At 62.0% G+C, this 19697-nt stretch carries 18 protein-coding genes and 1 pseudogene; 9 read left to right on the top strand and 10 right to left on the bottom strand.

Translation table 11 applies throughout. The annotated features are described in order from the left end of the window. Positions 1 to 39: 39 nt before the first annotated feature. The 6 genes from HB393_RS17035 to pabB all read left to right on the top strand — a co-directional run bounded on the left by HB393_RS17035 (position 40) and on the right by pabB (position 7707). Entirely contained in the window at positions 40 to 1344 is a 1305-nt protein-coding gene (locus HB393_RS17035) for a TIGR03435 family protein (RefSeq protein ID WP_213806394.1), read from the top strand. Between the two features lie 263 nt (positions 1345 to 1607). Next, positions 1608 to 2546, top strand: coding sequence for a sulfate adenylyltransferase subunit CysD (cysD, locus tag HB393_RS17030; protein WP_213806393.1), 939 nt, complete (start codon positions 1608 to 1610; stop codon positions 2544 to 2546). Further along, positions 2547 to 4193 (top strand): sulfate adenylyltransferase subunit CysN, encoded by a 1647-nt coding sequence (gene cysN, locus HB393_RS17025; RefSeq protein ID WP_213806392.1) that lies wholly within the window; start codon positions 2547 to 2549, stop codon positions 4191 to 4193. Continuing rightward, positions 4190 to 4924 carry a phosphoadenylyl-sulfate reductase gene (locus HB393_RS17020; RefSeq protein WP_213806391.1) on the top strand — a complete coding sequence of 245 codons (735 nt, stop codon included), beginning with the start codon at positions 4190 to 4192 and terminating at the stop codon, positions 4922 to 4924. Before cysN ends, HB393_RS17020 begins: the two co-directional genes overlap by 4 nt. Before the next feature lie 135 nt (positions 4925 to 5059). After that, complete coding sequence (locus HB393_RS17015; protein WP_213806390.1) at positions 5060 to 5812, top strand: sulfite exporter TauE/SafE family protein; 753 nt, start codon at positions 5060 to 5062, stop codon at positions 5810 to 5812. Positions 5813 to 5832: 20 nt separating this feature from the next. After that, complete coding sequence (gene pabB / locus HB393_RS17010; RefSeq protein ID WP_213806389.1) at positions 5833 to 7707, top strand: aminodeoxychorismate synthase component I; 1875 nt, start codon at positions 5833 to 5835, stop codon at positions 7705 to 7707. 61 nt (positions 7708 to 7768) lie between these two features. Here the strand turns inward: pabB and mak are convergent, their stop codons facing one another. The 8 genes from mak to meaB all read right to left on the bottom strand — a co-directional run bounded on the left by mak (position 7769) and on the right by meaB (position 14255). Then, positions 7769 to 8704 (bottom strand): fructokinase, encoded by a 936-nt coding sequence (gene mak / locus HB393_RS17005; RefSeq protein WP_345945265.1) that lies wholly within the window; start codon positions 8702 to 8704, stop codon positions 7769 to 7771. A 13-nt stretch (positions 8705 to 8717) separates the two neighbouring features. After that, positions 8718 to 9779: an Asd/ArgC dimerization domain-containing protein gene (locus tag HB393_RS17000; protein ID WP_213806388.1), complete on the bottom strand. Its 1062-nt coding sequence runs from the start codon at positions 9777 to 9779 to the stop codon at positions 8718 to 8720. A 95-nt stretch (positions 9780 to 9874) separates the two neighbouring features. Beyond that, on the bottom strand, positions 9875 to 10726 hold the full coding sequence (gene pssA / locus HB393_RS16995) for a CDP-diacylglycerol--serine O-phosphatidyltransferase (protein ID WP_255551254.1): 852 nt from the start codon (positions 10724 to 10726) through the stop codon (positions 9875 to 9877). After that, positions 10726 to 11358: a phosphatidylserine decarboxylase gene (locus HB393_RS16990; RefSeq protein WP_213806387.1), complete on the bottom strand. Its 633-nt coding sequence runs from the start codon at positions 11356 to 11358 to the stop codon at positions 10726 to 10728. Before HB393_RS16990 ends, pssA begins: the two co-directional genes overlap by 1 nt. Positions 11359 to 11486: 128 nt before the next feature. Continuing rightward, the gene (locus HB393_RS16985; RefSeq protein WP_213806386.1) at positions 11487 to 11720 is read right to left on the bottom strand and encodes a hypothetical protein; all 234 of its coding nucleotides are present in this window, start codon (positions 11718 to 11720) and stop codon (positions 11487 to 11489) included. 155 nt (positions 11721 to 11875) lie between these two features. After that, a complete protein-coding gene (locus HB393_RS16980; RefSeq protein ID WP_213806385.1) occupies positions 11876 to 12340 on the bottom strand; it encodes a GNAT family N-acetyltransferase in 465 nt (154 codons plus the stop codon). Further along, positions 12337 to 13023, bottom strand: coding sequence for a tRNA (adenosine(37)-N6)-threonylcarbamoyltransferase complex dimerization subunit type 1 TsaB (tsaB, locus tag HB393_RS16975; protein ID WP_213806384.1), 687 nt, complete (start codon positions 13021 to 13023; stop codon positions 12337 to 12339). The genes HB393_RS16980 and tsaB overlap by 4 nt, the downstream gene beginning before the upstream one ends. Further along, complete coding sequence (gene meaB, locus HB393_RS16970) at positions 13020 to 14255, bottom strand: methylmalonyl Co-A mutase-associated GTPase MeaB (RefSeq protein WP_255551252.1); 1236 nt, start codon at positions 14253 to 14255, stop codon at positions 13020 to 13022. Before meaB ends, tsaB begins: the two co-directional genes overlap by 4 nt. Here meaB and HB393_RS16965 point away from each other — a divergent pair. Beyond that, complete coding sequence (locus HB393_RS16965; protein ID WP_213806383.1) at positions 14254 to 14898, top strand: alpha/beta fold hydrolase; 645 nt, start codon at positions 14254 to 14256, stop codon at positions 14896 to 14898. The genes meaB and HB393_RS16965 overlap by 2 nt on opposite strands. 54 nt (positions 14899 to 14952) lie before the next feature. After that, positions 14953 to 16059: pseudogene (locus tag HB393_RS25315) on the top strand (alpha-L-fucosidase); the annotation flags it as partial. Between the two features lie 195 nt (positions 16060 to 16254). Here the strand turns inward: HB393_RS25315 and HB393_RS16960 are convergent. Beyond that, a complete protein-coding gene (locus HB393_RS16960; RefSeq protein ID WP_255551250.1) occupies positions 16255 to 16959 on the bottom strand; it encodes a nuclear transport factor 2 family protein in 705 nt (234 codons plus the stop codon). A 101-nt stretch (positions 16960 to 17060) separates the two neighbouring features. Next, on the bottom strand, positions 17061 to 18065 hold the full coding sequence (locus HB393_RS16955) for a pectinesterase family protein (RefSeq protein ID WP_213806382.1): 1005 nt from the start codon (positions 18063 to 18065) through the stop codon (positions 17061 to 17063). A gap of 248 nt (positions 18066 to 18313) precedes the next feature. On the opposite strand from HB393_RS16955, the gene HB393_RS16950 reads away from it, so the two are divergent. Further along, a complete protein-coding gene (locus HB393_RS16950; protein WP_213806381.1) occupies positions 18314 to 19672 on the top strand; it encodes an MFS transporter in 1359 nt (452 codons plus the stop codon). The last annotated feature ends 25 nt before the right edge of the window (positions 19673 to 19697 follow it).

Below are 19697 nucleotides of genomic sequence, written 5' to 3'. Positions count from 1 at the left end.
TAATGCCTTGTCTGTAGGCTGGCCGGCAGGAGCTTTTGCATGAGCGTCCGATCCCTGCTGACTCTTCTCACTTTTGCCGTTCCCGGCGCTGTCGGACAGATTGGTTTCTATGGGTCAATCACAACCTACCCGAAAGCTGGCGATGCCGCTCCAAATATCACCTTTACGAATATGCTGAACGCCCCCGGCTCGGCTTCATGGAGTGACTCCGATCTTTCCGGCCAATTGACTGTCCTCGCCTTCCTTCCTAACACCTCGCAAAACCTCGAGCCGGTCACGCTTTGGAACAAGCTGGTCGAACAGTTCGCCGGCAGTCCTGTTCAGTTCGTGTGGATCACAGGGGAGAAGGAGTCCACACTCCTGCCCTGGGTTGCCCAACATCGGATTAAGGGTTGGGTCTTTTACGACCCTGACGGACGTACGGGAAGGTCTTACGGACTGGAACAACCAACGACCGTCCTCATCGGCTCGGATCGCAGGATTCTTGGCTTCTATCAATCGCCATTACCGGACGAAGGCCTAGTGCACGCGGCTCTGGAAGGCAGGATCACCACCGTTCATCCGGACAAGGCGACTCTAAAGGCGTTTCTTGAAAACCGCCAAGTGGTCCTGGATGCCGAATCGCCCAGAATGCCGCGCCCGAATGACCACAGGCCGTCGTTTCCACCCTCCTATACTTTGCACGTCGCGCCCTCGCAAAGCGAGTCGCGTGCCAACTCCAGCAGCAATGACTACCGCAGCCTGCAGGGCTATACGTTGAAGGAACTCATCACGGAGATCTTCAACGTCAATTCGATCCGTATGGATCTTCCGCCCGCCCTGGACCTGGACAAACGCTTCGATGTAGCGCTGGTGCTGCCGGAGAGTGAGGACCGGGAGCAGATGAATCGCCGGTTCCAGCAAGGGCTCCTGGATTACTTTCATCTCACTGCTTCGCGCGAGACCCGCTCCGTCGACGTGTATGTCGTGACCGCGCCCCATCCGAAGCTCCCGGCAGTGAGCCCTTCCCTTCACTCGGGTATGGGATCTTCTGGAGCTTCCAGCGTATTTTTCGAGATGGAGGGCTCCCCCGACGAGACATTCGCAACCCTCAGACCAGTCAGCATCAATACGCTGAAGAATATAGACATGGACGGAACCGTCGATAAGTTCTGCCACACGCTGGAGGGCGTCGTAGACCGTCCGGTCGTCAATGAGACGAATTTGCACGGCAAGTTTCAATTTCAGCTGCAAACGCCATCAGACGCTAAGGGCGGCTTTCTCGAGCGCCTCAGCGATCAACTCGGCATCGTCATCCTTCCTTCCCAGGGGGTGGTGGAGATGTTGGTGTTTCGGCCACGCTGAGGCCCCACCCCAGGGACATTGACAAATCCGTCCCAACGGCTCACCCTTAAAATACAGTGATCAGCTTTACCCAGACCGCCTGTCGCACCTGCTGCAACGCCTGTTGTATGGCGTGTTGCTGTTGCGTCCAGACGTGGGTGTAAGTTCTGAGTCACTAGATAGCAAATTTCCTCTATCTTCCCTAACTCAAGAGACAAGCCACCCACCTCCAGACTCTGGATCGTGGGATTTTTTTTGGAGAAACACCGGGACCTATCAAAACCATGACAACCCTCGCAATGCCCGAACTCGACGCCATTTCCAGCCCCCGCTTGAGCCATCTTCAACAGCTCGAGGCCGAGAGCATTCAGATCTTTCGTGAGGTCGCCTCCGAGTTTCAGAAGCCGGTGATGCTCTACTCCATCGGCAAGGACTCGTCCGTCATGTTGCGCCTCGCCCAGAAGGCCTTCTTCCCTGGGCCTATTCCCTTCCCGCTGCTGCACGTCGATACCGGCTATAAGTTCAAGGAGATGATCACCTTCCGCGATAACCTTGCCAAGGAGCTCGGCCTCGATCTGCGGGTGTGGCGCAACGAGCAGGCGCTCGCCGATGGAGCCAATCCGGTCACACTCGGCACACAGCGCTGCTGCGGTCTGCTAAAGACGACAGCCCTCCTCGATGGACTGCGCGAGCATGGTTTTGACGCCGCCTTCGGCGGAGCGCGACGGGACGAAGAGAAGTCTCGCGCCAAGGAGCGTATCTTCTCCTTCCGCGACAAGGCTGGCCAGTGGGACCCGAAGAATCAGCGCCCTGAGCTTTGGAATCTCTACAACTCCCGCATCGCCCCCGGCGAGAGCATCCGGGTCTTCCCACTCTCCAACTGGACTGAGCTGGATATCTGGCACTACATCCTGCTCGAAGACATTCCGATCGTCCCGCTCTACTTCGCGAAGGAGCGGCGCATGATCGTTCGCGCCGACTCTCTCATCCCCGTCGAACAGTCTTTCGTCAAATCACTGCCGGGCGAAGAGCAGTGGGTCCGCTCCCGCCTCCGTTCCCTGGGCTGCAGCCCCTGCACCGGAGCGATTCGCTCCGATGCCGACACCATCCCCAAGATCATCGCGGAGCTGGTCAGCTTCCGCTCCTCCGAGCGCGCGAACCGCGTCATCGACCACGATCAGGACGGCTCCATGGAAATCAAGAAACGCGAGGGCTACTTCTAAATGTCGACCTTGGCTCCTATCCCGCCTACCTCTCTTGTGCTTGAAGAAGATGCAGATTTTTTGATCGATGAGTTTCTGGCCGTCGAGCAGCAGAAGGACTTACTTCGCTTCTCCACCGCTGGCAGCGTGGATGACGGCAAGTCCACGCTCATCGGGCGTCTGCTCTACGACTCGCGCAATGTGTACGAGGATCAGGTCCGGGCCGTTACCGGCACCACCATCGCTCCGGGCCAGAAGCAGCCCGCCATCGACTTCGCCCAGCTTACTGACGGTCTTCGCGCTGAACGCGAGCAGGGCATCACCATCGATGTGGCTTATCGCTTCTTCTCTACGCAGCGGCGCAAGTTCATCATCGCCGACACTCCAGGCCACGAGCAGTACACGCGCAACATGGCTACTGGGGCTTCTACTGCGGACCTCGCCATTATCCTGATCGATGCCCGCAAAGGCATCCTTACGCAGTCGCGTCGCCATGCTTATATTGCTTCGCTGCTTGGCATTCGGCACCTGGTCGCGGCCATCAACAAGATGGACCTCGTCGACTTCTCCGAGGATGTGTACAACACCATCGCCTCCGATCTTCGCGATCTCGTCGGCCAGCTTGGTAATGCCAACCTTGTTACGATCCCTGTCAGCGCGCTTGACGGAGATAACGTCGTCGAGTCCAGCGTTCGCATGCCGTGGTACACCGGCCCTACGCTGCTTGAGCATCTGGAAGAGGTTCCGGTCTGGACCGAAGAGGCGACTGCTCCCTTCCGCCTGCCTGTGCAGCGCGTGATTCGTCCGGATCAGTTCTATCGTGGCTTCGCGGGCCAGATAGCAGCCGGAACTGTACGTCGTGGGGACACCATCGTCGCTCTGCCCTCGGGCCGCACCAGCCGCGTCGCTTCTATCACTACGTTCGATGGCGACCTTGAGCAGGCCAGTGCGCCGCTCTCCATCGCTCTTACGCTTGAGGACGAGTTGGATATCAGCCGTGGCGATGTTATCTCCATCGCCTCCGCTCCGCCGCAGCACTCTACTGCTATTGAGGCTTCGCTGGTGTGGTTTGACGGAGATCGTCTTGAGACGCATCGCCCCTATCTGCTGAAGCACGGCACCCAGACTGTCAGTGCGCGTGTCACTCGCGTGATCCATCGCACCAACATTCAGACGCTGCAGGAAGAAGCTGTGAACTCCCTCGGGATGAACGATATCGGCGTCGTCGAGATCGAGTCCACCCGCGCTCTGTTCTTCGATCCCTACGCCGAGAACCGCGCTACGGGCAGCTTCATCCTCATCGACGCGCAGACGAACCATACTGCTGCTGCTGGCATGATCCGCCGTCCGCTCGCAGCCGCTTCTGTCACTCCGACTCACAAGCCGGCGCTGCTCGTCGTTCCTAACCCGGAGCAGGCTGCTGCTGTCGAGTCCGCGCTGCTTAGCCAGAGTCATCCTGTGGTCAAGACACGCGTTCAGTCGGAGTCGATCCTGCGTTCGCTGCTCAGCATTGGTTTGCTGGTCATCCTCGAAGAGACTCCTGTGGAGCAGTTCGCCGGCCTTGAACTTCATACGCTTGACAGCGCCGAACCAAACGCAGTGGAAGGCTTCCTAAGTCACCTTCGCGCAACCGAAGTGCTTCCCGCGCATCAAGAGAATCAGCCATGAGTCACACCATCACTCCCGAACCCGACGCTGCACCGCCCCCGGCCATAGTCCTCCCCGCCGCATCTACTGAAGACAAGATTCGCGACGCCCGCGCCCTCATCGCCCAGGAGCTCGCTGCACAATCGACCGACGTCACCGTCACCAGCAGCTTCCAGTCCGAGGACATCATCGTCCTCCACATCGTCCGCCAGACCCTACCCAACGTCCCTGTCATCTTCCTCGACACCGGATACCACTTCTCCGAGGTCTACGAGTACCGCGACCGCATGGCCCGCGACTGGTCCCTCAACCTGATCAACCTGCTGCCCGAGATCACTGTTGCGGAGCAGGAGTCGCAGTTCGGCATCCTCAACCAGACGGATCCGGGCCGTTGCTGCGGTATCCGCAAGGTCAAGCCGCTCTTCAGCGCGCTCGAGAACTACAAGCTCTGGTTCACCGGCATGCGCCGCGAACAGGCCAAGAGCCGCGCTGCGATGCAGCTTACGGAAGCCTTCGCTCTGCCGACTGGCACGCGCATCCGCAAGGTCAGTCCGCTGGCCGACTGGACCACCAAGGACGTCTGGACCTACGCCCGCCAGCACGACATTCCGCTGCTCTCGCTCTATGACAAGGGCTACTCCAGCATCGGCTGCGAGCCGTGCACCAGCCTTCCCCTCGACCCGAACGATCCGCGCTCCGGGCGCTGGGGCGGACAGAAGCAGGAGTGTGGCATCCACATCCAGGCCGCCTAGCTGCCTCGCGGTGTTTTTGACTTCGGCTTTGCCTGCAACGAGGGCGAGGCTTCCGACCCCAAGAAAAATATTCGTTGAGAGAGTTGAGCAGGGCCTCTCTCATTAGCCACCAGCACCACCAGAAGGTTCGTCCGCATGGAATTTCTTATCGGTTTCGTCGTAGCCATCGTCATCGCCCTTACGGGTGTCGGGGCCAGCGTCGTCACCGCGCCGTTGCTCATCCTCTTCCTCAAGGTGCCGGTGGATATCGCCGTCAGCACCACCCTGGCCTACTCGGCCATTGTGAAGCTCATCGTCGTCCCCTTCCAGGTCGTGCGCCGTCAGATCAACTATCGGATCCTCGGCATCATGCTGCTGGGAGGAGTTCCGGGTGTCATCTCGGGCTCGGTCTTTTTCAAACACGTCGCCGCACATGGACCGAAGACAGCGCTGACCCTGGCGCTCGGACTCATCATCTTCTTCACCGCGGCGTGGCATCTCTACCGCCACTTCCGCCCAGCGAACATCGTTCGCGCCGGGGCGGAGCGCTCCAAGTGGCTCGCCGCCATCACGTTTCCTATCGGGGCGGAGATCGGCTTCTCCTCGGCGGGCGCTGGTGCGCTTGGAACGGTGGCCCTGCTGGGGCTTACATCCCTTACCGCCACTCAGGTGGTTGGGACGGATCTGGCTTTCGGGTTGGTCATCGCCGTTGTTGGAACTGGCGTTCATCTGATCGGCGGACACTACGACGCGATCCTGCTTGCTAAACTGGCTGCAGGAGGAGTCGTCGGTGGCCTGATCGGCAGCGGCGCCGCCCCCAAGATTCCTAATCGCAACCTGCGCTTTGCGCTCTCTCTCTGGCTGCTCTTCATCGGGCTGCAGTTCTGCTACCAGGCAGCCACGAAGTAGCCATCGCATCCGGAGAACGTGTGGCCCCGTGGTATCCGCTTCCGCAATCGATCTTTGCCCTCGTCGCTGAAAACCCCGGCTCCCTCCTCCTCCACACTGCGCGCCCCGATCCCGCCAACCACACCAGCTATCTCTTCCTCGATCCCATCGAGATTCTCACCGTTCAGACCCTTGAAGACCTGCCTGCGCTCTTCGGTCGTATCGAGTCCGCGCTGGCTCAAGGCCACCACGCTGCCGGCTACCTCGGCTACGAGTGCGGCTATCACTTCGAGCCCTCTACCTCCACGAAGATTGAGAGCGCTCCCCCTGCCGACCTTCCCTTGGCCTGGTTCGGTATCTACGCAGCACCGATCGCCTTCGACCACATCACCGGGAGATTCACTTCGCCACCACCGACGCCGCAGACTCTTGCTGAATCTCCGGCCCGGCCCTTCGCGTCGGAGATTCACCTGCAGATCTCCGAGGATCACTACCACCAGCAGATCCTGAGGATCAAAGAGCTCATCGCAGCCGGCGATACCTACCAGGTCAACTTTACCGACAGGCTCATCGTAGAGACCGGTCTCTCGCCCGCCGATGCCTTCGCGGTCCTCTCTCGTCAGCAGCCCGTAAGCTACGGAGCCTTCCTCAACCTCGGCAGTCACCATATCCTCTCCCTCTCGCCGGAGCTCTTCTTCAAGATCGAGGCCGACAAGATTCTTACGCGTCCCATGAAGGGCACCATGCCGCGCGGCCTCGACCTCGAAGACGACGCACGCGCTGCTCTCGCCCTCCAGAACGATGAGAAGAACCGCAGCGAACACGTCATGATCGTGGATCTGCTGCGCAACGATCTTGGCCGCGTCTGCACCAATGTCCGCGTTGACGATCTGTTTACCATCGAGCGCTACGAGACGCTGCTCCAGATGACCTCCACGGTCTCCGGCGACCTGCGTCCTGGCCTGTCCTTCTACGAGATCTTCCGCGCGCTCTTTCCCGGCGGCTCCATCACCGGCGCGCCCAAGATTCGCACCATGCAGATCATCCACGAGCTGGAGTCCGCGCCACGCGGCATCTATACCGGGGCCATCGGCCATATCGCGCCCAATCGCGACGCCACCTTCAACGTAGCTATCCGTACGCTCGTCCTAAAGGATGGCAAAGCCCACATGGGCGTAGGCGGCGGAATCGTCGCCGACTCGGAGCCAGCAGACGAGTACCGCGAGTGCCTGCTCAAGACGGCCTTCCTGACCCGCGCTCCCAACGACTTTCAACTCATTGAGACGATCCTCTGGAATCCTGCGATCCTGCAGGACGACGGCCTCTACCTTCTGCCACTCCATCTGGACCGTCTAGAAGCCTCTGCCGCCTATTTCAGCTTCCCCTGCCAACGCGAAGTCATCGGCGCGGAGCTTATCGAGTACATCCATACGCTGAACGCATCCACCCCACACCGCATCCGCCTGCTCCTGGATTCGACTGGTGCCGCCACCATCACCGCGACACCCTTCACCCCAAGACCGCCAACTGGCCGCGTCCGGCTGGCCACCCAGCACACCGACTCCACCGACCGCTTTCTTCGCCACAAGACCACCCGCCGCACGCTCTACGACCAGCAGTACGCCCGGGCGGTCGCCGATGGCTTCGACGAAGCCCTCTTTATCAATGAACGCGGAGAGCTCACCGAAGGCGCCATCAGCAACCTCTTCCTGCGCAGAGGAGACCGCCTCCTCACCCCACCAATAAGCGCAGGAGTTCTCCCCGGCATCTACCGCCGTTACCTGCTCGAGACCAACCCCAACGCCGAAGAGCGCACCCTCACGCTAGAGGACCTCCACACTGCAGACGCCCTCCTGATCTGTAACTCTGTGCGTGGCATAAACGAAGTAAGACTCGACACAACAATTCGTCCGTAGCCACGAATCCCGGAACCGCTCTTATCAAGCCTTGATCCCAAGGATCACCGTTACGCCGTCCTCAATCCAGGTTAGGCCACAGCCAAGCGGCCCCACGCACTCCGCTGGAGTCCCCAAACTTTGCCTGCAGCAGCGGAGTCTCGGTCTCGCCTCCGAAGACGTACCGTGACAGACGCTTCGGCACCTCGCGGTAGATTCGCTCCACCTTCGAAAGCCCGCCGCCAAACACAAATACATCCGGGTCCAGAATGTTGATCACATGCGCCAAAGCCCTTGCCAGTCGGTCCTCCAGACGCTCCACCGCCGCGACGGCATCCGGAACCCCGGCCTCGCAAGCCGCCATGATCTCCGGGCCACTCTGCGCTCGTCCCGTTACCTCAAGGAAGTCCCGCGCTACGCCGGTCCCCGAGATCCACATCTCCAGGCACCCTCGCTTGCCGCAGTAGCAGACCGGCCCGGGATACTCCTCCGGGCTCGCCCAGGGCAGCGGATTATGCCCCCACTCTCCGCCTACGCCGTTGATTCCGGCGTGGACCTGTCCATTCAGAGCAACTCCACCGCCGCAGCCTGTTCCCACGATCACGGCAAAGACCACGCGCTTTCCAGCCGCTGCTCCGTCTGTCGCTTCCGAGACCGCCAGGCAGTTCGCATCGTTGGCTACCCGCACCTCGCGTCCCATCGCAGCCGAGAGATCCCTATCAAAGGGCATTCCATTCAGCCAGGTTGAGTTGGCATTCTTCACAAGCCCCGTGCGGCTGGAGACGCTTCCAGGAATCCCGGCACCCACCGTTCCTACAGCGCCCGTCTCCTTCTCGATCCGCTGGACCAGCCCCACCATCGCGGCGATCGTTCCCTCGTAGTCCTCGCGTGGCGTCGGGACCCTGTACCGCAGCAGCTCTTTTCCATCCTTATCGATCGCCAACGCCTCAATCTTTGTCCCACCCAGATCGATCCCGATACGCATCGCTGCGTCCTTCATCCCTTGCTTCACTTTCACTCCTATGCTCTTTTTACTGTACCTTCCCTGAAGGCCGCAGTCGCCTCAGCTCCAGCGCGCACGCAATCGCGTTCACCGCCGCCAGCTTTAGATTATCGGCTGCAAGCCACAACCAGAACCGCGTCGAGCTCTCACCCTCCGCGCCCTCACCGCTGACGCGGACCATCACGTTCTGCTGTCCCGCCGCGCTTACATTGCTGGGTGGATCGGCCTCGCGGTCCACCACATCGATCGGCTCGCCCGCCAGGGCCGCCTCGACCTGTTCGACGGTCGCCGTCTGCTCCAGCTCGATCAGCACCGATCCCGCATAGCCATGGAAGACCGGAGCCTGCACGATCTGCAGCGCCAGCTTCGGCAACGCACCACCCGAGAGCAGGCCATAGTGCGTCCGAATCCTCTGCCCCACCTCGGTCAGCCGTATCTTCGCGGCCTCGCCCAGCTCCGGCAGCAGGTTGAAGGAGACCTGCGCGTCGTACTGCTCCTGCGGCACGCTGTGGAACGACAGCAGGTTCACCGTCTGCTGGTGCAGCTCATCCATCGCCGCCCGGCCATGCTCCGAGGCCGGCTCCATGATCGTCGCCGCCACCGAGCTTAGTTGTAGCTTCGCCTTAAGCCGTCCAGCCACCACCGCCAACATCACCGCCGCAGGATGTCCCGCAACCACCGCCGGGGTCTTCAAATCCGGACCGCCTGCCCTCTCGGCAGCCGCGACTCCATCCAACCCTGCCTCGGCGATCGGAGACCGCACCAGAACGTCCTTCTCGGACTCCAGCGCATAGGTCAGGTCCACAATGCTCGCGCCTGCCCGCCTCGCCTGCTGCCAGTGCTTCTTCGTCCCGGAGGCATCGCCCACAAAAAAGACAAAGTCCATCCCATCGAACGAAGCCGTCTCGACCGGACGGATAAACAGAGGCTCATCGCCTGCCGCGGTCATCTGCCCGGCAGCCTCTTCATCGTCGTCGAGCAGCACGAACTCGGAGGCGGCCAGCAGCGACTCATGCAACTCATCGCTCAGCTCCTTGCCCGCCAGCGATGTCGCTCCCACAATTCCAATTCGATATGTTGTCTTCGCCATAAGCGACGGACCTACCTTCCCTCTTCACTGCCAGGCCCGCGCACACAGGCTCGGAACACTTTAGATGTCGGATTGCTGAAATCAGTTCTTATCACTCAGACCCGGGGGACCCGCCGCTCTCTGCTCCACGAGTACGCCAGCCGCGCCAGCACCCCCGAGATCAGATATCCGATGGCGATGATAAGCAGCATGTACTCCGAGTAGAGCGCAATGAGCACGCCTAAAACCGCGATCAATGCCACCATCTGGAAGGGCTGCTTGTTGCCGAGGCCGATCTCCTTGCCGCTCCAGAACCGCCAACTGCTCACCATCAGGAAGCCCGTCAAGATGATGAGGCACAGCCAGCCAAGGGCGACCCACTCGTTATCGATCGGCCAACCGTCGCGAAAGTGAATGATCGAAGCGATCACGCCGGCCCCTGCGGGAATCGGCATTCCGACGAAATACTTGTGCCCGGGACGTCCCGGATTCCGTGGCTGTGGATTGATGCTGATGTTGAAGCGCGCCAGCCGGCTCGCCCCGCAGATCAGGAACAAGAAGCAGACAAAGACACCCGCATGCACCAACTGACCGCGCAGCGCGGCGTGCGCAGGCATCATGGGAAGCATTCGGAAGCCCCAGATGTAGGCCAGCAGACTTGGCGCGACGCCGAACGTAATCACATCCGCCAGCGAGTCCAACTCCCTGCCGAAGTCGCTCGTCGTGCTCGTCATCCGCGCGACGCGCCCGTCCACGCCGTCGAACAATACCGCGAACCCAATCGCCAGCGCCGCCCGGTCGAAGTGGTCCGGGTCTGCAGCCGATCCTTGGATCGCCTGCACGATCGCGTAGTATCCCGCCGCGATATTTCCCGCCGTAAACACCGACGGCAGAATGTACATGCCGCGGCTCGGCTGCCGCTTCAGCTTGCCCGTTCCCGGGTCCAGTTGTCCCTCTTCGAGCTCCATCAGGCCACCACTGCCGAGCCGGGTAGCTCCGCCAGAACTGTGCTTCCGCCCTTGACCCGCGTTCCGATCTTGACCTTCAACCGCGCCTCCGCGGGCATCAGAACATCCACACGCGATCCGAACTTGATCAGGCCCATGCGCTGCCCACGCTCTACCTTGTCGCCTACCTTCAGATTGCACACAATGCGCCGCGCCAGCAGACCGGCGATCTGCTTGAAGGCGACATCGTAGCCGCCCGCATCGATCACGATCAGCGTCTGCTCATTCGACAAGGCCGACTCGGGCTTCATCGCGTTCAGGAAGCCGCCCTTGTGAAACTCGACGACCTTCACCGTCCCGCCTACCGGCGTACGGTTCACATGCACGTCAAAGACGTTTAGAAAGATGCTCATCCGCATCTGGCTGCCCGCCACCGTGTCGATCAACTCCGCCGACGTCACAACGCCGTCTCCAGGCGACACAACCTGTCCCACGCCGGTGGGAATCGCCCGGGTGGGATCGCGAAAGAACCACAGAAAAAACACCGCCAGCACGAGCGGCACAGCGGTCAAGCTGTAGGAGTGGGTCAGCTTCCAAAGGATGGCAGCGACCACCCCCAACCCCAACGCATAAAAAAATCCATCTCGAACCATAGGTATCCCGATTATAAGGCCTTGCAGATACTGGACTTCGCTCACTTCATGAATAGGAGGTGGCTCGGAGACACTTCAACCGAAGCCCCCGCCCCACCTTGCCTATCGCAACCCAGGTTCGAATCGATTCAGGAGATTCGTGAAGGACCGAAGCCCACCCGGCGAAGACGCTCCATCTCATCCTTCAAATAAAGCTTCAACTTCTTCAGCCGGATCTCCTCCAGCTTTTCCGTCTCGGTCAGATACGGCTTGCAGTTCAGCGTATCCAGCCGCCGCGCATACAGACCATGTTCCAGCTCCAGCCGATGGATGGATTGGAAGATTGAGGGATCCGGGAGAACACTCATCTTGGCGGTTTGCATCAGGCACACCTCCGGCGTCGGGCCAGACCCCCACAGAGCACGAGCCGGAGTCTCGCCGAACGCGCACACCGTACCATACCCCTACCATCGCTGGCAAAGCCCATTTTTCCACTTGCACTGCCGAAAATACGACTGAGCGATCGCCTTGAGATCGCCTAACTCAACTCCACCGCCATCAACAACGCATCCTCCACCGGCTCCCGGTAATACCCTCTCCGCCGCCCCGTCGTTACGAATCCTAACCCTTCATACAGAGCGATCGCACCCGCACTCTCCGCCCGAACCTCCAACTCCACCGCACGCGCTCCTTCGCTCCGGCACCACTCCACCACCGCCTCACACAGAGCCCTTCCCACCCCTCGCCGACGCACCGCTCCCGAAACTGCCACACTCTCTAACTCCCCCACCACCTCGTCCCCGCACTCGGCTCTCTTGCCCACTACAAAGCCGACGATCCGCCCCTCTATCTCCGCCACCAGCAGACACCGCCGGACCCCACCGTTCCCATCCGCGACTGCCGCGCGGTACTCACCCTCAGCCCAGTGCGGAGCCTCAGGCGTTGCCCTCTCCAGCTCCAGCACTGCAGGCACATCCTCCACCCCACCCGTACGAATCCTCACTCCGCGCCGCGCCCCATCGCCGCACGACTCTCCAGCCTCTGCTGAATCTCGAAGTCCGTCCGCCGCAGGTAGTTCGCATCCACCACCGCCGCATCGTCGACCTCTCCGCGCTCCAGCCGCTCCAGTGCGATCGATAACGCCGAAGCCGCCACTGGCTCGGGCACCATCGAAATCTTCAGCCCCGGCAAGCCCTCCGCAACCTTCGCCTCGCAAGCCACCACGACGCCCGAGCCGACCACCGCAGCCGCCACCTCCGCTCCGGTCAGTAGAGCCTCGCGCAGACACCGCCCACCCTCGTAAGCCCCGTAATAAAACTCCCCACGGCCCGCATCCAGCACCGCATGAACCAACCCGGCCTCGCCAACAGCATTCGCCAGCAAGGCCAGCCGCGAGACCGCGATCAACGCCACTCCACCCGCCTCGCTCAGCCCCTTGGCCGCGCTCAACCCCACACGCACCCCGGTGAACGATCCGGGCCCGTGCACCACCACTACCGCCGCCAACTCCGCCAGCCGCCAGCCCGCGCCCTCTAACAGCCGCCGAATCTCCGGCACCAGCCGCTCCGAGGCACTGCGACCGGGCAGCACTCCCTCCGCGACGACCGTCCTATCCCCGCCCTCAACCGCGGCTAGCGCCACTGTCCCCTCGGCGCCAGCCGTATGGATCAACAAAAATCGGCTCACTCAGAACCCCCGCCGACGATCTCCACCAACACCCCGCCCGTACTCGCCGGATGCACAAAGAAGTATCGATGCCCCCCAGCCCCGACCCGCACAGCATCGCTTGCCAACCGCACTCCCTCGCCCTTCAGCCGTTCAAACATCGCATCCACTCCATCCACCTTCACCGCGATATGGTGCAGGCCCTCGCCCCGCTTCGCCACAAACCTTCCAATCACGGAATCCTCCGCCGTAGCCTCCAGCAGCTCGATCCGGCTCTCACCCAACGGCAGCATGGCAGTTCGAACCTGCTCGTGCTCTACCGTCTCCTCCGCCCCAACGCTCATTCCCAACAACTCATAGAACCCCCGCGCCGCAGCGATACTCCGCACGGCTACTCCCAGGTGATCCAGCCGCAACCCGGCCTCTGCCAGCCCACGCAACTCCCGTCCCACGCCTTTCTGCTCCCGCGCAGCCACCTCCAACACCGACCCCATCAACTCCCCCACACCCTCACCTGTCGTCGCGACCGTCCGGACCACCGGCACGCTGTCTGCCTCAGACGCACCCAGCCCCTGCATCGCCCGCACCTCCGCCTCCAGCCGCTCGGCCCCCTCGCGATCCCCCTTGTTCACCACGAACACATCCGCGACCTCCATCACCCCGGCCTTCATGCTCTGCACCTCGTCGCCCATCCCCGGGACCAGCACCAGCACCGTCACATCCGCGACCGCCACCACATCCACCTCATCCTGCCCCACTCCTACCGTCTCGATCAGGATCGTCTGCCGCCCCGCCGCCTCCATCACCGTGCAAACCTCTTCCACTCCCCGCGCCAGTCCCCCCATCCTGCCCCTGGAAGCCATGCTGCGGATATACACCCCCGCGTCGCCCTCAAACCCCTGCATCCGGATGCGGTCCCCCAGCAGCGCACCTCCCGTATAGGGGCTGGACGGATCGACCGCAATCACTCCTACCGTCTGTCCCTGCCCGCGAACCCAGCGCGCCATCTGGTCCACCAGCGTGCTCTTTCCCGCGCCAGGAGGCCCCGTCACGCCAATCCGCAGGCCGCGCCTGCCTGAGAGCCTGCAAGCCGCCACCAGTTCCGCAGAGCCCGCGCCACCGTCCTCCACCAGCGAAATCGCCCGCGCCAGCGCCCTTGTCTCCCCCGCCCGCAGCCGCGCCAACATCCGCTCCGACGTATTTCCATTCACGTCAGCGATGATATCGCGCCCCCAGCCGCATCTCATCGCCATGCCTAACTTTGTCAGTGGAGGCAAGACCATCCACATCCAGCAGCTTGAGCCCTCCGGTCCGGGTCCCTTTCCCGCCATCGTCCTGCTCCACGGTGCAGGCGGAAACGTCAGCCTGTGGTTCGACCCGATCGCTCCCTACCTCTCCCGCCTGGGCATCGCCCTCTACGCGATCCACTACTTCGAGCGCACCGGAACCACCCACGCCGACGACACCATCCTCCGCGACGGCCACCACGTTCCCCTCTGGCTTGAGACCATCTCCGACGCGCTCGCCTATATCTCCGCCCGACCCAAGATCGACTCCCGCCGCATCGCCCTCCTCGGCATCTCCCTCGGAGCCTTCCTCTCCCTCGCCTTTGCCTCTACCGCCAAAAACATTCGCGCCATCGTCGAGATCTCCGGGGGCCTCGTCCCTCCATACGCGGCCAAGGCCACTTCGAGCTTCCCGCCCACCCTCATCCTCCACGGAGAGGCCGACACTGTCGTCCCCGTCGCCCAGGCCCACGCCCTCAACACCTTCCTCAACCAGCTCGGCACTCCGCACCAGCTCCAGCTCTTCCCCGCGGAGGGCCACTGGTTCTCCCCTGGAGCCCGTCTGCGCATCTTCGCCTCGATCGCTCAGTTCCTCGGCCGCTACCTGTAGCGCGTCCGTCAAATTACAATCTCAACGCGAGTCCATCTCGCGTGAGGAAGCCACTTGAATCTAGCTCACCGCAGCATCGCCGCCCTCCTCTTCGCCGCAACCTCCCTTAGCCCGACCCACTCGCTAGCCCAACTCGAAGGCAGCAAAGCCGACACCACCCCCACCAGCCATCCGGTCCCGGCCATCCAGGACACCGAGACCTCCGCCCAGCGCGACGCCCGCATGGAGTGGTGGCGCGAAGCCCGCTTCGGCATGTTCATCCACTGGGGGCTCTACTCCATCCCCGCAGGAACCTGGAACGGTAAGCGCACCACCTCCGTCGGCGAATGGATAATGAACGACCTCTCCATCCCCGTCGCCGACTACAAGGCCCTCGCCAAGAACTTCAACCCCACCGGCTTCAACGCCCACGATATCGTCGCCCTCGCCAAATCCTCCGGCATGAAGTACATCGTCATCACCGCCAAGCACCACGACGGCTTCGCCATGTTCGACTCCAAGGTCAACCCCTTCAACATCGTCGCCGCCACCCCCTTCAAACGCGATCCGCTCAAAGAGCTCGCCGAAGAGTGCCGCAGACAAGGGATGAAGCTGGGCTTCTACTACTCCCAGGATCAGGACTGGACCGCGCCCGGCGGCTCCGCCTACAAGACCGGCAATCACGACCTTCCCACCCATCACTGGGACGCAGCTCAGGACGGAGACTTCGACACCTACCTCCACACCAAATCGATCCCCCAGATCAAGGAACTCCTCGCCAATTACAAGGACTACCCCGTCGTCATCTGGTTCGACACCCCGACTGCCAACATGACCCCCGCCCGCGCCGCGGAGATCGTCGCCCTCCTCAACCAGCACCCCAACCTCATCTGGAACAACCGCCTCGGAGGCACTTACAAAGGCGACACCGAAACCCCCGAGCAATACATTCCGCCGCAAGGCTTCCCCGGTCAGGACTGGGAGTCCTGCATGACCATGAACGACACCTGGGGCTTCAAGTCCTTCGACACCAACTTCAAGTCCACCCAGACCCTACTCCGCAACCTCATCGACATCTCCAGCAAGGGCGGAAACTATCTCCTCAACATCGGCCCCGACTCCAAGGGCAACGTCCCCACCCCCGAGATCGACCGGCTCCACGAGATGGGCAAGTGGCTGGCCGTCAATGGCGAAGCCATCTACAACACCAAGTCCACCCTCTTTGGCGGCGAAGCGGGCTCCTTCAGCTCTACCGAAAAAGACAAGAACGGCAAGCCTAAATTCGTCGCCGCCTGGGACTGGCGCTCCACTACCGCCGCCGACAAGATCTACATCGAGCTCTTAACCTGGCCCAACGGCACCTTCCACCTCGACAAGCTACCCCGCAACGTTACCGGTGCCTACCTTCTCGCCGATCCCTCTCACACGCCGCTCAAGCTGACTCGGTCGGCTAACGGTCTGGACATTCAGCTCCCCAACAAAGCGCTGGATCCAATCGCCACCGTCCTCGTCCTGAAGACCCTCTAACTCACCCAGCCCCGAGCCCCGGGGCTGGCAGCTCTTCCTGCTGGTATCGGCAACCCCTGAGATCAGCCAGCGGCCATCGCGGCGAATCATATTGAAGATATCCGAGCCGCAATGGTCGACCTTGCCGTCGATCAAAAAATCATACGAAGCCCAGATGACCGCGATGTCGTTATCGATTCGGATCACAGGCTCGTAGAGACGCTCCTCCAGCCGTTGCGTCCCGCCGGACATCTTCTCCAGCCGGTCGAGAAACTCATTGAAGGGAAGCTGCAGCGTCTGCCCGTTCCTGATCAGAGTCGCCATGCCACCCGGCAGAAGCTGCGCCCGCCTCAGATCCTTGTCACGCTTCGCGATGCCGTCGAGCAGCGCTTGCGCCGGAGCCAGTACAGCCTGCTCCTCCGCCGTTGGAGGCTCCGCATGAAGCACCGTAGCCGACAGCAGCAGCACCGCGGCACAGACCATCCCCGCAACTCCGCTGAATTTAAGGCTAAAGAAACGACGCGCAGCAGATCGCGCAGGACGAACGGAGGAGGTCAAAAAAGAAATTGAAGGCATATTGGTCACTATTTAAGAAACCATTTCAGCAAAAAAATTCCCCTGGCCGAGCTAACGCCAGACGAAACACTTCATATCTGAAGAGACAAGCCTAACATCCGCTACTTCACCTTCTCCGGATCCCACCCATCCGCACCCCGCAGATAGGTCTTCGTCTCATACCGCTTCGCCTCCTCCGCCGAGAGCTGCTTCGCGAGCGGTTCCCGCGCAGCCGCATTCGCCCCCGGCCCGCTGGAGTGGAACTCGGCGTACGTCGCCGTAGGCAGCCTCGGCGCCGGAGCGCTCTTCCACTCCGACCACCCCTCCGGCAGAATATGCGCCCCCATCTCCGTATTCAGGAAGATCACCGTCGAGTAATCCCGCCACGGCCGCCCCAGATACACCGGACCCATCCCTGCATCCGCCGTCAACTTGCAGTGGTTGAAGACATACCCCGCATCCTGCCCCGTCCGCGTATTGCTCTGCGCCGTCAGATATCCACCCGCCGCATGCGCGATGCTCCGAATCTCGCACCCCTCAAACACCGCCTTCGCATCCCCGAAGATGAAGTCGACATGCCCTTCGATATAGCAGTCCGAGTAGAACTGCCGCCCCGTCACGCACTCACCTCCCTCCTTCATGCAGCCCATGCTGGAGGCATACAGCGTGTCCTGCGCCCCCAGCAGCCGCACCCGCCGGAACACCGCCCGGTCCGCCCTTACCGAGACCGCCACCGCCTGCGAAGGCACATCGCTCGTCTTGCTGTAGTCGTTCGCAATTGTCATCATCCCCGCAAAGAAGTCCTTGCCCGTCACAAACAGCGTCGCCGAACACCCCGTCCCACAGGTCGAGGCCGCGCTGTTCCCAAACACCAGCTCTACCTTCGCCGGATCGTCCGTATCCCCCCGCAACTGGATCCCCGGCTTATCCACATGCACCACCTCCCGGTACACCCCCGGCCTGATCCGAATCACCGCTCCTGTCTCCGGAGCCGCATTCACCGCCGCCTGGATCGTCGTAAACTCCGCCCCGGAAGCCCCCACCGTAATCGTCTTGACCGCTGGCCCCTTGGCCCCCGCCACCCCACACGCCATCGCCAGAACCGCAGCCGCCAGTCTCAATTGCATCCATCCTCCGAAAATCTTCGCGAAACAAACAATAACCCCTCCCAGCTCCTATCCCAAACCAGGAAGCTCTCCTCCTGTGGCTCTACCAATTTCCACCCGGGCGGCAGACACGCTTGACACCTATATCCCACCAGCAGCTATCCTCATCCTCGTCTCGACTGATATTAATTTCGCCCCTTAAACGATCTGCCAACCCCTAAGCTTCAGCAGGGATGTCCAACCACTTGCACTCCGGAGCGCCTCCGCTTATGTCGACGAAGCCCGCCACACTCTCTCGCGAAGGATTCTCCAGCGAAGCCCCTGAAAAAGCCAGTAGCCGATGGTTCGTCTGCGCGCTCCTCTTCGCCGCCACCACCATCAACTACATGGATCGCTCCGTCCTCTCCCTGATCGAGCCGCTCCTCCACAACCTCCCCTTCATGGGCTGGGACTTCTCCCTCGACGCCGCCCACCAGGACGTCTTCAACAACAACTACGGCAACATCATCATCTGCTTCCAGGTCGCCTACGGAGTCGGTCTGCTCACCGCCGGCCGCATCATCGACAAGCTCGGCACCAAAATCGGCTACGCCATCGCCATCACCGTCTGGGCTCTCTCCTCGATGGGCCACTCCCTGGTCAGCTCCGTCATGGGCTTCGGCATCGCCCGCGCCCTCCTCGGCTTCGGCGAGTCCGGCAACTTCCCCGCCGCCATCAAGGCCACCACCGAGTGGTTCCCCACCGAAGAGCGCGCCCTCGCCACCGGCATCTTCAACTCCGGCTCCAACGCCTCCGCCTTCATCGCCCCCGCCCTCGTCGCCTACGTCACCTACCACTGGGGCTGGCAGGCCGCCTTCGTCACCACCGGCTCCCTGGGACTCGTCTGGCTGGTCGTCTGGCTCCTCTTCCCCTACAACCGTCTCCGCCGCGCCTCCACCCAGACCCAGATCAACCTGCAGGAGGTCGTCTCCCCCAACGCCAACAAGGGCTTCTTCGCCCTCTTCGGTGAGCTCTCCAAACACCGCGGCCTCTACGCCTTCGCCCTCTGCAAGGGCCTCACCGACCCCATCTGGTGGTTCTATCTCTTCTATCTCCCCAAGTTTCTCAACGAGAACTACGGCCTCGACCTGGCCCACGCCTACTGGGAGATCGTCGCCGTCTACGCCGTCTCCAGCGTCGGCTCCATCGCCGGTGGCGGACTCTCCGGCTTCCTCATGAAGCGCGGCTACAGCACCAACGCCGGACGCAAGATCGCCATGCTCACCTGCGCCCTCTGCGTCGTGCCGATCGTTCTGGTTCCCATGATGGGCCGTCTATCGCCCCACAGCGCCTGGCCCGCCGTCGCCCTCTTCGCTTTGGCCGCCGCTGCGCATCAGGGCTGGTCCGCCAACCTCTTCTCCACGCCGACGGACATGTTCCCCTCCACCGCCGTCTCCACCGTCGTCGGACTCGGCGGAGCCATCGGAGCCGTCGGCGGAGCCTCCTTTACCTGGATCGTCAAGCACTACTTCTCGCTCCACCCCATGCTCATCTTCAGCATGGCGGCGATGGCCTACCTGACCTCGCTCGCCATCTTCCAGCTTCTCGTTCCGCGCCTCGGCGTCAAAGCAGCCGCCCAGCCCGCCTAGCCCCGGTAGCCTCCAACGATGGTCT

This window comes from Granulicella sp. dw_53 (assembly GCF_018449545.1).
Classification (GTDB): domain Bacteria; phylum Acidobacteriota; class Terriglobia; order Terriglobales; family Acidobacteriaceae; genus Edaphobacter.
Note: the sequence above shows the minus strand (reverse complement) of the source record. Positions and strands in the feature narration are given on the sequence as shown.

Coding starts and splice junctions, on each gene's coding strand:
- HB393_RS17035 (WP_213806394.1), top strand. CDS start 40: ATGAGCGTCCGATCCCTGCTGACTCTTCTCACTTTTGCCGTTCCCGGC.
- cysD (WP_213806393.1), top strand. CDS start 1,608: ATGACAACCCTCGCAATGCCCGAACTCGACGCCATTTCCAGCCCCCGC.
- cysN (WP_213806392.1), top strand. CDS start 2,547: ATGTCGACCTTGGCTCCTATCCCGCCTACCTCTCTTGTGCTTGAAGAA.
- HB393_RS17020 (WP_213806391.1), top strand. CDS start 4,190: ATGAGTCACACCATCACTCCCGAACCCGACGCTGCACCGCCCCCGGCC.
- HB393_RS17015 (WP_213806390.1), top strand. CDS start 5,060: ATGGAATTTCTTATCGGTTTCGTCGTAGCCATCGTCATCGCCCTTACG.
- HB393_RS17000 (WP_213806388.1), bottom strand. CDS start 9,779: ATGGCGAAGACAACATATCGAATTGGAATTGTGGGAGCGACATCGCTG.
- pssA (WP_255551254.1), bottom strand. CDS start 10,726: ATGGAGCTCGAAGAGGGACAACTGGACCCGGGAACGGGCAAGCTGAAG.
- HB393_RS16990 (WP_213806387.1), bottom strand. CDS start 11,358: ATGGTTCGAGATGGATTTTTTTATGCGTTGGGGTTGGGGGTGGTCGCT.
- HB393_RS16985 (WP_213806386.1), bottom strand. CDS start 11,720: ATGCAAACCGCCAAGATGAGTGTTCTCCCGGATCCCTCAATCTTCCAA.
- HB393_RS16965 (WP_213806383.1), top strand. CDS start 14,254: ATGCCTAACTTTGTCAGTGGAGGCAAGACCATCCACATCCAGCAGCTT.
- meaB (WP_255551252.1), bottom strand. CDS start 14,255: ATGGCGATGAGATGCGGCTGGGGGCGCGATATCATCGCTGACGTGAAT.
- HB393_RS16960 (WP_255551250.1), bottom strand. CDS start 16,959: ATGCCTTCAATTTCTTTTTTGACCTCCTCCGTTCGTCCTGCGCGATCT.
- HB393_RS16955 (WP_213806382.1), bottom strand. CDS start 18,065: ATGCAATTGAGACTGGCGGCTGCGGTTCTGGCGATGGCGTGTGGGGTG.
- HB393_RS16950 (WP_213806381.1), top strand. CDS start 18,314: ATGTCGACGAAGCCCGCCACACTCTCTCGCGAAGGATTCTCCAGCGAA.